The following is a 12,137-nucleotide window of genomic DNA, read 5'->3' on the forward strand; positions in this document are numbered from 1 at the left end:
AGTAAATGCCTTCATTTGATATTGTTTCAGAAATCGAAGTTGTCGACGTGCGACACGCGGTAGAAAACGCGAATCGTGAACTTGCTACCCGTTTTGATTTCAGAGGCGTACAAGCCAGCTTTGAATTCAAAGATGAGCAAGTAAAGCTGACCGCTGAGGCTGAATTCCAACTGCAACAAATGCGTGACATTCTGCGTGGTAATTTGACCAAGCGTGGTGTCGACGTCAATACAATGGATTCTCAAAAAGAAGAAGCATCAGGCAAGAACTGGTACCAAACCGTGCTGTTTAAGCAAGGTATCGATAAAGAAATGGCCAAAAAACTGGTTAAAGCAGTGAAAGACGCCAAGCTTAAGGTTCAAGCGAGTATCCAAGGTGAGAAAGTTCGTATTACAGGCAAAAAGCGCGACGACCTACAATCAGCTATCGCACTAATCAAGAGCTCAGACCTTGGTCAGCCATTCCAATATGAGAACTTCAGAGACTAACTTTCAGTAAAGTCTAAAAATACTAACGAGGGCCATTGCCCTCGTTTTTTGTATTTCTACCCTGCCACCATTTGCTGTTTTGTTTTACTTGCTGCCACTAACATATAGATGCACGTTGCTAACAAAGCTGCGAACAAATAGCCAAGCAATCCGTGTACTTGAAAAAGAAACCTATCTGCTACGACAGGACCTGCAACGGAGCCAATGCTATAGCTAAACAGCATCACTTGTGTTGCTGAGACAATAAAGCGCTCATCGAGCTTTTCGCATCCAAGGTTTATTGCCACCGGGTAAATACCAAAGGTTGCCATTCCTAGCAGAAACAGTGCCCCCGAAAGCAGAGCCACCGAAGACGAAACAAACGTTAAGCCTATAGCAAACATACCTAGCATACACAGCAGCGCCATTAGCATGACTCGGCTCATGAATTTGTTAAGCTTGTTGACCAAAGGCTGAACCAACATTCCCCCCAAGATCACCAACGCCATCAAACTGCCTATATCAGTATGCTCAATTTTACGGTTCGCTAATTCTACCGGCATAAGTCCATATATGGCACCCAGCGTAAGGCCCGATACAATACAACCGATAATGGCTGCGTGGTTAAGCCTTGATATTTGCTTAAAGGAAAGTGCTGCCGACTCTTGGCTATTAGGCTGTGTGCAGGCAACAAACTTTAAGACTAAAACCGCCGCAACGATGGGTGAGACAATCACAACAAATGGCATAACGCCATTGATTCCAAAAACGCCAATACCCAGTTGTCCAAACGCAGAACCGCCATATAGCGAAAGCATGTATAGGCTTAATCTCTTCATTCGAGACTCTTCATCACCAGACATTAGCCAAGACTCAACAATGACGAAAATACCCGCAACGGCAATACCTGCAGCAAAACGTGCAGCTAACCATACAAAACCATTGGCAAACACTGGTAAGACCACAACCGTTAGGGCAAATGCCACCAAACACCCAATGAAAGCGCGTCGATGCCCTACCTGATGAATAATACGTTCAACAATGACGGCACCGAATAATAAGCCTGCATAAAAAGCACTCGCAAGCCAACTCGCATAGTGTGTTGGAATATTAAACTGACCCAACATTAGAGGGATCAAGCTCATTAAATAGCCCGAAGCCACAGCGTAAAAAGTCAATGCGATAACGGGTACGGTGATACGAGATACACCTTCAGGAAGAAGTGCTTTTTCCAATGTCTTGCGCCTAATTTAATTAATGATTTGGAAGGAATTAAGGCGCGAATATGGGATTAATTTAGGGCTAAGTAAAACAATGAATTTTTAAGGATTCGATAAAAGATTTTTATGACAATATCACAAGGAAAGCGTCCGTAATTTAATGTTACGGACGCTGTGAATTACTTGGTAAGTGCTTGATTTAGCCACTGATCAAACTGAGATTTCGGTAAGGCGCCACTGAGCATATCTACGCGTTGGCCATTCTTAAACACCATGACCGTTGGAATGCTTCTGATTTGAAATTGTGCGCCCAACTGTTGCTGCGCCTCGGTATCAATTTTGACACAGCGAACCTGACCTTCGCGCTCTTTTGCCACATCAGAAAACACTGGCGCAAACCCCACACACGGATTACACCAAGGTGCCCAAAAATCTACGACGATAGGTGTATCACCTTCAAGCAAGGCTGCAAAGTTGTCGCTTGTTCCTTCGATAGGAGCCCCATCAAGTAGAGCCTGTTTGCATTTCCCACATTTAGCGCCTTCTGAGACACGTTCATTAGGGATTCGATTTAGACCGCCACACGAAGGACAGCGGGTTTTAAATGATGACATAACTTCCTCATTTTTATTAATAGATTGATTGTTCGAAGGCTTTCGCTGTTATCTCGCGTATCCCAAAACTTGTATACGCCCGTAACATAAGGAAAGCTCTGACAGCAGTCCCTTGTTGACCTCAGGGAGTAATACCACCACAGAACGGCGCAGTTCCTGTTGCTCTTCTAGTCGTTTTTTAAGCTCAGGCACCTCACTCCATGAAATACGCTCCGCATCTCGTCGGCAACTATCAGCAAATACGGAATCTAATTCATGATGATAGAGCACCATCTCTGCCGATTGCATCAGGCGTAAGGCCTTGAGAGTAAGCATTTCAAAATCACTGCCTGTCTCAATCCAATTGACACAGTAACTTGGCTCAAACTGTTTGCTGTCCAGCGTAACCTCATAACAGGCTTGCAACTGTGATTTCGACTGTGAAGATTTAACCTCAGTTGCCTCGAAAAAGTACTCCCAAAATAATCGTCTGCGAGTCACATCTGGCAATCTCTCTTTGATATCGGCACGTTTAGACGCTGCAAAGTCAGCCAGTAGACCTAAATTTTGTGGAAGAACCGCCTCAAAGGTACGCCTTAGGTTGCGAATAAGGACAGGCGAACTACCGCCACTTGAAAACGCAACCTGAATGCGTCCACGATTTATCATGGAAGGCGTAATGAAATCACAATACTCCGTATCATCAACCACATTGACCATGATCCCTGCTCTTTTCGCATCGGCATGCACTCTGTGGTTGAGATCTGGGTTATCTGTTGTTGCCCAAATTTGCACGAATTCTTCGATGAGTTCTTGTTGGTAAAAGCCTTTTATCCAACTGAGCTTATCTTCTTCATACAAAGAAAGTAAAAATGGCTCTAATGTAGGTGAAACTACCGAGACAAAAGCGCCAGCCTTGAGCAGGCTCTCTACTTTTCTGCTTGCTACTTCCCCCCCACCTACAACCAAAACTGGTTTGTGATAGAGATCATAAAACAGAGGAAAATATCGCATTATGTTCCTTAAATGTTAATTGCCCAAATTAAACCCAAGTCACCATTTTGGTGCACACTAAAAATTACACCGCTAAGTGTGACATTGAAATACTCTGTAATATTTGCCCTGGTGGAATTTATCACCTTAAATATATTAATACTCCACACATTACACTGCTCGGGCTATTTATATTGGAAATTTTCTCCGATTCCCCAAAGTTACACAATGTTGCACTATTTACAAACTGACAACATTTAGTCATTCTAAAGTGGTTAGTTAAGAGTAAATCACAATTTGTAATTAATTGAGATACTTAGCAACCTCAACTACTTTGTATACGGGTATGAAAAATATGCCCCAATTTAGTGAATCGTACAAACGAATTCACGTTTAATGCAGAAATGCAAAGTCGTACTAGGTGATGCCTCATCACCCATGGATTTTAAAAGAAAGGATACGAATAGATGGCGAATAAACTCACAATTCTAGCTTCAGTAGTAGCTGCATCGGCAGCTGTCGTAGCGACGTCTGCATCAGCAGCAGATAGCACGCTAGACAAAGTATTAGCTGCAGGCTCTCTCACCTGTGGTGTGAGCACTGGCCTTCCAGGCTTTTCGAACCCTAACTCAAAAGGTGAGTGGGAAGGTATTGATGTTGAGTACTGTCAAGCGCTTGCTGCAGCGGTTCTAGGCGACAAAACTAAGGTTAAATACGTACCTCTTACAGCGAAAGAGCGTTTTACGGCGCTTCAGTCTGGTGAGATCGATGTACTGTCTCGTAACACGACTTGGACTCAGCACCGTGATACGGCACTAGGTCTAAACTTCGTAGGTGTTAACTACTACGATGGTCAAGGTTTTATGGTTAAGAAAGACCTAGGTGTTTCTAGCGCGACAGAACTTGATGGCGCAGCGGTATGTGTACAGTCAGGTACAACTACTGAGCTAAACCTTGCCGATTACTTCCGTGCAAGCGGCATGGAATACAAGCCAGTAGTATTTGATACAGCTGCGCAGACTTCTGCAGGTTTCGATGCAGGACGCTGTGACGTGCTGACTACTGACCAATCTGGCCTATACGCGCTTCGTCTAAACCTTAAAGATCCTTCTTCTGCCGTCGTATTACCAGAAATCATCTCTAAAGAGCCGCTAGGCCCAGTTGTTCGCCAAGGCGACGACAAGTGGTTTAACGTAGCTAAGTGGACGCTTTCAGCAATGATCAACGCTGAAGAGTACGGTATCTCATCTAAAAATGCGGATGAAATGCTGAAGTCTTCAGATCCAAATGTTAAGCGTATCCTTGGTGTTGACGGTCCTAAAGGTACTGCACTAGGCATTAAAGATGACTGGGGTTACCAAGTGATTAAGCAAGTAGGTAACTACGGCGAAAGCTTCGAACGTACTGTTGGTACTGGCTCTCCGCTACAGATTAGCCGTGGTGTTAACGCACTATGGAATGCGGGTGGCTTTATGTACGCGCCACCAATGCGTTAATCCTGAAGTAGTAACCAAAGGGCGGCCTCACCGCCCTTTTGTTTAAATGGATTTAATTAAAGGTTAGTTGTATGACGCCACCGAAAGTAAACCCCGCCGCCTCGAGTTCGGCATCAAAAAGTTCCAACCTCCTCTATAACCCCACTTTCCGAGCCATCGCCTTTCAGGTTATTGCTGTATTAGGCCTGGTTTGGTTCTTTTACAGTATCGTCAATAATGCACTGAGTAACCTCGATGCACGTGGCATCGCGACAGGTTTCGATTTCTTATCAAAAGAAGCCGGTTTTGGTATTGGGCTTCACCTAGTCGAATACGATGAAACTTATAGCTACGGCAGAACCTTCATTGTTGGCCTACTTAACACCGCCTTAGTGGCAGTATTGGGGATCTTTTTCGCTACAATACTCGGCTTTATCATGGGTGTTGCTCGCCTATCGAGTAACTGGCTAGTCAGTCGCTTAGCTGCTGTATATATCGAGATATTCCGTAATATTCCTTTGTTACTGCAAATTTTCTTCTGGTATTTCGCAGTATTGCAGGCGCTCCCATCACCAAGACAAAGCTTGAGCCTTGGAGAAGCGGTCTTCTTAAACGTTCGCGGCTTGTTTATGCCCGGACCTGTTTTCAATGAAGGCAGTGGTATCGTTATCGCAGCACTGGTCATAGCGATTATCGCGTCAATCTTTGTCAGCATTTGGGCTAAAAACAAACAAAAACTAACCGGTCAACAAACCCCTGTTGGTCGTATTTCTGTTGCACTAATTATCGTTCTACCTTTGATTGCCTATTTCATTGCGGGAATGCCAATCAGTACTGAATACCCTGAACTTAAAGGTTTTAACTTTAAGGGTGGTATCAGTATCATTCCTGAGTTAGCCGCCCTTACTTTGGCACTGAGTATTTATACGGCCTCGTTTATTGCCGAAATCGTGCGTTCAGGTATTAACGCAGTTAGCCATGGTCAAACCGAAGCAGCAATGTCATTGGGTTTACCTCGCAGTCGTACGCTACGTTTAGTCGTCATTCCGCAAGCATTGCGTATCATCATTCCACCACTGACTAGCCAATACCTCAACTTAACTAAAAACTCTTCTTTAGCCATGGCTATTGGCTACCCAGATCTTGTGTCAGTATTTGCTGGAACAACACTGAACCAGACGGGTCAGGCAATCGAAATCATCGCAATGACAATGGGTGTCTACCTGACATTAAGTCTACTGACCTCTCTAGTCATGAATATCTACAACAAGAAAGTTGCGCTGGTGGAGAGATAATATGAGCATACATCAATTTCAACCTGATCTTCCGCCACCCTCTAGTTCTGTAGGAGTTGTAGGTTGGTTACGTAAGAACTTATTTAGTTCACCATTAAACTCCATCGTATCTGTGATATTGGGCTACCTTGCCTTTGTCCTTATCAGCAACGTTGTGAGCTGGGCATTTGTCAACGCAGATTGGGTCGGCACTACACGTGATGACTGCACCAGTGCGGGGGCATGTTGGGTGTTTATTAGTGTCCGTTGGGAGCAATTCATGTACGGCTTCTACCCTGAAGCTGAACTGTGGCGCCCTCGCCTATTTTACGCAACATTAGCACTATTTGTTGCTGCGTTAATCTATGAAAAGACACCGAAGAGAACCTGGATTTGGTTGTTCTTCGTGAACGTCTATCCATTTATCATTGCAGCTTTGCTGTACGGTGGTATTTTCGGATTAGAGGTAGTAGAAACGCACAAATGGGGCGGCTTGTTAGTTACACTGATTATCGCTCTGGTTGGTATCGTCGTTTCATTACCTATTGGTGTGGTTTTAGCACTGGGTCGACGCTCCGAGATGCCAATCATACGTAGTATGTGTACCGTCTACATCGAAGTATGGCGTGGTGTACCGCTAATCACCGTTCTATTTATGGCTTCAGTAATGCTACCTTTGTTCCTTTCTGAGGGAATGGAGACAGACAAACTGATTAGAGCCTTGATTGGTGTGGTGATGTTTAGTGCTGCTTATATGGCAGAGGTGATTCGTGGTGGTCTTCAAGCGATTCCAAAGGGACAATATGAAGCAGCGGATGCGTTAGGGCTCACATATTGGAAGAAAATGCGTTTAATCATTCTTCCACAAGCGCTTAAGATTACCATTCCTTCGATTGTGAATACCTTCATTGGTTTGTTTAAAGACACAAGTCTGGTGCTGATTATTGGTATGTTTGATGTACTTGGCATTGGTCAGTCTGCGAATACCGACCCTGAGTGGCTTGGTTTCGCTATCGAAAGTTATGTATTTGTCGCGTTAGTGTTCTGGGTATTTTGTTTTGGCATGTCGAGATACTCGATATGGCTAGAAAACAAACTGCACACCGGTCACAAACGATAATTATCAAGGACGTATTATGACGCAACAACAAGATTACATGATCCAGTTGAAGGACATGAACAAGTGGTACGGTGAGTTTCACGTACTAAAGAACATTAACCTAGAGGTTAAGAAGGGCGAAAAAATTGTTATCTGTGGACCATCAGGTTCCGGTAAATCAACAATGATTCGCTGTATTAACCGCCTAGAAGAGCATCAGCAAGGGAACATCTTTGTGTCCGGTACTGAACTCACCGAGGACTTAAAAAACATTGAAGCGGTTCGTAAAGAGGTAGGGATGTGTTTTCAGCACTTTAACCTATTCCCTCACCTTACTGTTTTGGAAAACTGCACTCTGGCTCCAATTTGGGTTAAAAAATTGCCTAAAGGTGAAGCTGAAAAGATAGCAATGAAGTACCTAGAGCGAGTCAAGATCCCTGAGCAAGCAGACAAATACCCGGGCCAGCTTTCCGGTGGTCAGCAGCAACGTGTCGCTATCGCTCGCTCTCTTTGTATGAACCCTCAGGTAATGCTATTTGATGAGCCAACGTCTGCGCTTGACCCTGAGATGGTACGTGAAGTATTGGATGTAATGGTTGAGCTTGCCGATGAAGGTATGACAATGCTATGTGTAACGCACGAAATGGGCTTTGCAAAAGAGGTGGCAGATCGGGTTATCTTCATGGATGCCGGAGAAATCATTGAAGAAAACAACCCTGTGGACTTCTTCGAAAACCCACAATCGGACCGTACACAAAACTTCTTGTCGCAAATACTGCACCACTAACGGCAATTTTCACGTAGAATAGAGGTCAGCTAAGCTGCCCTTTTTACTTTGCTTTAATTATAGCCGTTACCATTTGTTACACTTTGCGGTTCACTCGGTAACACTATTTGCTTAATATCAAGTTGGCTTAGGCGAATGTCATACTTGAAATATGGAACTTTTCGCCACATATCTATACTAATTATTTAAAAGGTCTTTGAGGAACTCTATGAACAGTCCAATGGTATCACGCACTCGCACGCAAGAAAGTGTGCTGCAAACCAACAAGGTTTTGCGTAACACCTACTTCTTGTTATCACTAACACTACTTTGGTCTGCTATCGTTGCGGGCTTCTCTATGGCAATGAACCTACCTCGTCCAGGTCTGATCATTATGCTAGTTGGCTTTTACGGCCTACTTTTCCTTACTGAAAAGAACCGTAACAACAGCATGGGTCTAGTGTTCACATTCCTATTCACAGGCTTTTTGGGTTACACCACAGGCCCTATCCTGAATGCATACATCGGCGCTGGCATGGGTGACACCATTGTGACTGCGCTTGGCGGTACAGCACTAGCATTCATGGGTGCATCAGCATACGCTCTAACCACAAAACGTGACCTTTCTTTCTTAGGTGGCGTATTAATGGCTGGTTTCGTTGTGCTATTGGTTGGCATGGTTGCCAACATCTTCCTACAAATGCCAATGATTCACCTAGCAATGAGCGGCATGTTCGTGATGTTCTCTACTGGCGTAATCTTGCTAACAACACAGCAGATTGTTCGCGGCGGTGAGACTAACTACATCTCAGCGACAGTAAGCCTGTACGTATCAATCTACAACCTATTCATCAGCCTACTAAGCATTCTAGGCATCATGAACAACGATTAATTTTGATTAATCTCTGAGTTGTTAAGCCCGCACTAGTTGCGGGCTTTTTGTTTTTTAATGATAATTCAATGTATGGAATCCAAATTAGGAACAGACTATGTTTGAATTTAACGGCAAAAGCATAGAAACCGACGCGCAAGGCTACCTACTCAACTTTAAGGATTGGGAAGAAGGCATGATCGCTATCTTAGCCGAAGAGGAAGGCATTGAACTGACAGAGGCTCACCTGGAGGTGGTGCATTTTGTACGAAACTTTTATATAGAGTTCAATACCTCACCTCCAGTTCGAATGCTGGTCAAGGCGATGGAAAAAGCGCACGGTCCAGAAAAAGGCAACAGCAAATATCTTTTCAAGCTGTTCAAAAAAGGTCCCGCAAAGCAAGCGACCAAATTGGCAGGACTGCCAAAACCGGCCAAGTGCTTATAGGATATTAAAGCCTGAATAGTGCCTAAATTCGGCTTCTGATGGAATACAGCTTTCTACAGAAGCCGTTCTTGGTCCTTGTTTAAGCCAGTCACCTAACTGGTCTATGCCCGACTCAGAACCACAAGCCATTACTTCTACATTGCCATCATTGAGATTTTTCGCATAACCGGTCAAACCCAGCTTTAACCCTTCATGAGCTGTGTGATAGCGAAACCCCACCATTTGTACCCTTCCCGACACTAAGAACTTTCTACAGATCGACACCATATCGCCTCCTGATTGTCCAAAATAGATTCAACTATAAGAATATCTAAGAGTATAAGCCCTTCTGATTTGCTTTTAGCGGATGCTTACACGACAATGTCACAAAATTTCCTTCGAGAACTACATTCCCTATGAGTGCATCTATAAAACTTGCCAAAGGCAGAGATAAATCTGTTCGCCGTCGCCATCCGTGGATCTTTTCTAGAGGTATAGAAACGGTTTCAGGTGATCCTCAACTTGGCGATACTGTGGATGTGTTTGCACACAATGGACAATGGCTAGCAAAAGCAGCCTACTCGCCTCACTCTCAAATTCGCGCTCGTGTATGGAGTTTCGCTAAGCAAGAGATCGACACTCAATTTTTCATCAAGCGCATCGAGCAAGCGCAAATGTTGCGTGATGAATGCATTGCTGAGGGCGGACTTACGGGTTATCGCCTAATTGCTGCAGAATCTGATTCTATGCCAGGTGTCACCATTGACCGCTACCAAGATTACATGGTGTGCCAATTTTTAAGTGCCGGTGCTGAAAAACTTAAACAGAACATTGTAGATGCTCTTGTACACTGCTTTCCAAGTTGTTCCGTTTACGAACGCTCTGATGTTGCCGTACGCAAAAAAGAAGGCTTAGAAGAGAGTACAGGCCTTTTACATGGCACAGACCCAACAGAGCCTGTAGTGATTGAAGAGAACGGCGTTAAGATTCAAGTGGATATTAAGACGGGTCACAAGACCGGCTTTTATCTTGATCAGCGTGACAGCCGTCAACATTCAATGAAGTATGTGAAAGGTAAACAGGTTCTCAACTGTTTCTCTTACACTGGTGGTTTTGGCTTGTATGCTTTGAAAGCTGGCGCTGAGCGAGTCATCAATGTTGACGTGTCACAGCCTGCTCTTGATATTGCAAAGAAGAATGCAGAAATTAATGGCTTTGACGTTAAAAAAGCGGTCTTCCTTAATGCTGACGTATTTAAAATCCTGCGTGAATATCGCGATCAAGGTACACAGTTTGATGTGGTAATTATGGACCCACCTAAGATGGTGAGCTCTAAAAACAACCTCACTAGTGGCGCTCGCGGTTATAAAGACCTAAACATGCTAGCCATTCAGATCCTCAAACCAGGAGGTACGCTACTCACTTACTCGTGCTCAGGTTTGATGGAGTCCGGTTTGTTTCAGAAAATCATTGCAGATGCCGCGCTTGATGCAGGACGTGAAGTGAAGTTTGTTGAATCCTTTACTCAGGCAAGTGACCATCTTTTTGATACTGCCTATCCCGAAGGACTGTATCTGAAAGGGTTTGCTGCTAAGGTAATTTAACTTAACGTGAAAACAATAAAGGCTTGCATACGCAAGCCTTTATTCTATCTGCAACACTATAGTGATTAATCGGGTACTACGACTATCTGGGCTAAGATATCATCGGCATTGAAATTGCCAGTATCCGAGATCAAATCGCCAAACTGCTCTCGACTATCTTCTATGACAATGGTTTGTGTACCAGACTCATGCGCGATGTCCAATGTAATATCCTCACCAACTACGAACACCTCAATTGAAGCGAGCAACTCATCTAGGTTATTGCTTCCAGTATCATCCAGAATGTTATTCAGATTAATACTGTCCTCTCCGACAGTGAAGTTTTGTACTACGTCAGTCCCGTCATCAAGTTGACCGTCATTCCAGGTAAATATATCGAAGTCAGAGGTTCCGACTAAGATGTCTTCACCAAGACTAGCTAGTATAGGATTCTCTTCCTCAACAGCAGCTAAGCTTGCGTTTGCAACCGGTTCTCCATCTAGAATTTTAACGTCAATTTGATCTTGTGACGGTTTAGGTTGACCAATATTGACATCAACCAAGTCAATAGTGAATGTCTCATCTCCCTCTATTTCACTATCAGGTGTACCATAAATCTCCATTGAGACAATATCATCATCTGATGCACCTTTAGCTACCGTCTTATCTGTATCGGTCACGTTAGTAATGATGACGTCAATCGTTCCATCTTCCCTTTCAATAAAGGTTGAGTTAAACCCGTCAGTAGTGTTAATTAAGACATCGTAATCATCTAGAGTGAGACCAGCAGCCATATTAGCAATAGCAAAAGAGAAAACTAACGATGCTCCAGCTCGAATGGTAACGTTACCGCCTTCTAACAATTTGACATTGATAGAGCTACCAAAATTACCTTCTGTCACCTCATTGAGTTTCTTCGGAGTAAGGCCCCACGCAGCATCGTTATCTTCTCCACCAATAAAGCTGACTGTCACTTCAGATATATCACTAAGCCCATCAGGATCCGTGACCAAAACATTAAATTTGTGAGTGCAATCAACATCCTCTTCAAGCCCTTGCTTAAGAGTTATCTTCCCAGTTTCAGAATCTATATTAAACAGCTCATTAGGCTCTTCGAAGCTATAGGTTAATACATCGCCATCAGCATCTTCGGCTATTACAGCGCCTATCGTATCACCAGCGCTAGACCCTCTACTCAGTGCTACAAATAAGTAACTATCGTCATTAGGCTCATCACCAGGTTGATCATCACCAGAGATAAACTCAGGCGCATCGTTCACATTCGTTAGGGAAACGTTCACAACTGCGGTATCTTCACCGCCGTTGCCATCCACTACTTTCACCGACAGATCAAAGTCGCCTACATCGG

13 protein-coding genes are annotated in these 12,137 nt (G+C 44.0%); 8 read left to right on the forward strand and 5 right to left on the reverse strand.

The window, feature by feature from the left end; genetic code table 11:
* Positions 1-5: 5 nt before the first annotated feature.
* A complete protein-coding gene (locus tag D5I41_RS15250) occupies positions 6-488 on the forward strand; it encodes a YajQ family cyclic di-GMP-binding protein (protein WP_017029000.1) in 483 nt (160 codons plus the stop codon).
* Between the two features lie 56 nt (positions 489-544).
* Here D5I41_RS15250 and D5I41_RS15255 read toward each other — a convergent pair whose 3' ends face one another.
* The 3 genes from D5I41_RS15255 to D5I41_RS15265 form a co-directional block, all read right to left on the reverse strand.
* The gene (locus D5I41_RS15255) at positions 545-1,702 is read right to left on the reverse strand and encodes an MFS transporter (RefSeq protein WP_119010514.1); all 1,158 of its coding nucleotides are present in this window, start codon (positions 1,700-1,702) and stop codon (positions 545-547) included.
* Between the two features lie 164 nt (positions 1,703-1,866).
* Positions 1,867-2,301 carry a thioredoxin TrxC gene (gene trxC, locus D5I41_RS15260; protein WP_119010515.1) on the reverse strand — a complete coding sequence of 145 codons (435 nt, stop codon included), beginning with the start codon at positions 2,299-2,301 and terminating at the stop codon, positions 1,867-1,869.
* Positions 2,302-2,349: 48 nt separating this feature from the next.
* The gene (locus D5I41_RS15265) at positions 2,350-3,294 is read right to left on the reverse strand and encodes a precorrin-2 dehydrogenase/sirohydrochlorin ferrochelatase family protein (protein ID WP_119010516.1); all 945 of its coding nucleotides are present in this window, start codon (positions 3,292-3,294) and stop codon (positions 2,350-2,352) included.
* A 446-nt stretch (positions 3,295-3,740) separates the two neighbouring features.
* Between D5I41_RS15265 and D5I41_RS15270 the strand changes: the two genes are divergently transcribed.
* The 6 genes from D5I41_RS15270 (at position 3,741) to D5I41_RS15295 (ending at position 9,206) form a co-directional block, all read left to right on the forward strand.
* Positions 3,741-4,769, forward strand: a complete 1,029-nt coding sequence (locus D5I41_RS15270; RefSeq protein ID WP_119010517.1) for an amino acid ABC transporter substrate-binding protein — start codon at positions 3,741-3,743, stop codon at positions 4,767-4,769.
* 71 nt (positions 4,770-4,840) lie between these two features.
* The gene (locus D5I41_RS15275; protein ID WP_119010518.1) at positions 4,841-6,043 is read left to right on the forward strand and encodes an amino acid ABC transporter permease; all 1,203 of its coding nucleotides are present in this window, start codon (positions 4,841-4,843) and stop codon (positions 6,041-6,043) included.
* 1 nt (position 6,044) lies between these two features.
* Positions 6,045-7,142, forward strand: a complete 1,098-nt coding sequence (locus tag D5I41_RS15280; RefSeq protein ID WP_119010519.1) for an amino acid ABC transporter permease — start codon at positions 6,045-6,047, stop codon at positions 7,140-7,142.
* A gap of 16 nt (positions 7,143-7,158) precedes the next feature.
* On the forward strand, positions 7,159-7,908 hold the full coding sequence (locus D5I41_RS15285) for an amino acid ABC transporter ATP-binding protein (protein ID WP_119010520.1): 750 nt from the start codon (positions 7,159-7,161) through the stop codon (positions 7,906-7,908).
* Positions 7,909-8,116: 208 nt separating this feature from the next.
* On the forward strand, positions 8,117-8,779 hold the full coding sequence (locus D5I41_RS15290) for a Bax inhibitor-1 family protein (RefSeq protein WP_119010521.1): 663 nt from the start codon (positions 8,117-8,119) through the stop codon (positions 8,777-8,779).
* A 97-nt stretch (positions 8,780-8,876) separates the two neighbouring features.
* Entirely contained in the window at positions 8,877-9,206 is a 330-nt protein-coding gene (locus D5I41_RS15295; protein ID WP_119010522.1) for a TusE/DsrC/DsvC family sulfur relay protein, read from the forward strand.
* Here the strand turns inward: D5I41_RS15295 and yccX are convergent.
* Complete coding sequence (gene yccX / locus D5I41_RS15300) at positions 9,201-9,473, reverse strand: acylphosphatase (protein WP_119010523.1); 273 nt, start codon at positions 9,471-9,473, stop codon at positions 9,201-9,203. The two genes, D5I41_RS15295 and yccX, sit on opposite strands and share 6 nt — an antisense overlap.
* A gap of 128 nt (positions 9,474-9,601) precedes the next feature.
* On the opposite strand from yccX, the gene D5I41_RS15305 reads away from it, so the two are divergent.
* On the forward strand, positions 9,602-10,789 hold the full coding sequence (locus D5I41_RS15305) for a class I SAM-dependent methyltransferase (protein WP_119010524.1): 1,188 nt from the start codon (positions 9,602-9,604) through the stop codon (positions 10,787-10,789).
* Between the two features lie 65 nt (positions 10,790-10,854).
* On the opposite strand, the gene D5I41_RS15310 is transcribed toward D5I41_RS15305, so the two are convergent.
* Positions 10,855-12,137: cadherin repeat domain-containing protein (locus tag D5I41_RS15310; protein WP_162892845.1), on the reverse strand; the 1,283-nt coding region annotated here is incomplete at its 5' end.

Origin of the sequence: Vibrio superstes (genome assembly GCF_003569005.1) — a bacterium.
Taxonomy (GTDB): domain Bacteria; phylum Pseudomonadota; class Gammaproteobacteria; order Enterobacterales; family Vibrionaceae; genus Vibrio; species Vibrio superstes.

Coding starts and splice junctions, on each gene's coding strand:
- D5I41_RS15290 (WP_119010521.1), top strand. CDS start 8,117: ATGAACAGTCCAATGGTATCACGCACTCGCACGCAAGAAAGTGTGCTG.
- D5I41_RS15305 (WP_119010524.1), top strand. CDS start 9,602: ATGAGTGCATCTATAAAACTTGCCAAAGGCAGAGATAAATCTGTTCGC.
- D5I41_RS15265 (WP_119010516.1), bottom strand. CDS start 3,294: ATGCGATATTTTCCTCTGTTTTATGATCTCTATCACAAACCAGTTTTG.
- D5I41_RS15275 (WP_119010518.1), top strand. CDS start 4,841: ATGACGCCACCGAAAGTAAACCCCGCCGCCTCGAGTTCGGCATCAAAA.
- yccX (WP_119010523.1), bottom strand. CDS start 9,473: ATGGTGTCGATCTGTAGAAAGTTCTTAGTGTCGGGAAGGGTACAAATG.
- D5I41_RS15285 (WP_119010520.1), top strand. CDS start 7,159: ATGACGCAACAACAAGATTACATGATCCAGTTGAAGGACATGAACAAG.
- D5I41_RS15270 (WP_119010517.1), top strand. CDS start 3,741: ATGGCGAATAAACTCACAATTCTAGCTTCAGTAGTAGCTGCATCGGCA.
- D5I41_RS15250 (WP_017029000.1), top strand. CDS start 6: ATGCCTTCATTTGATATTGTTTCAGAAATCGAAGTTGTCGACGTGCGA.
- D5I41_RS15280 (WP_119010519.1), top strand. CDS start 6,045: ATGAGCATACATCAATTTCAACCTGATCTTCCGCCACCCTCTAGTTCT.
- D5I41_RS15295 (WP_119010522.1), top strand. CDS start 8,877: ATGTTTGAATTTAACGGCAAAAGCATAGAAACCGACGCGCAAGGCTAC.
- trxC (WP_119010515.1), bottom strand. CDS start 2,301: ATGTCATCATTTAAAACCCGCTGTCCTTCGTGTGGCGGTCTAAATCGA.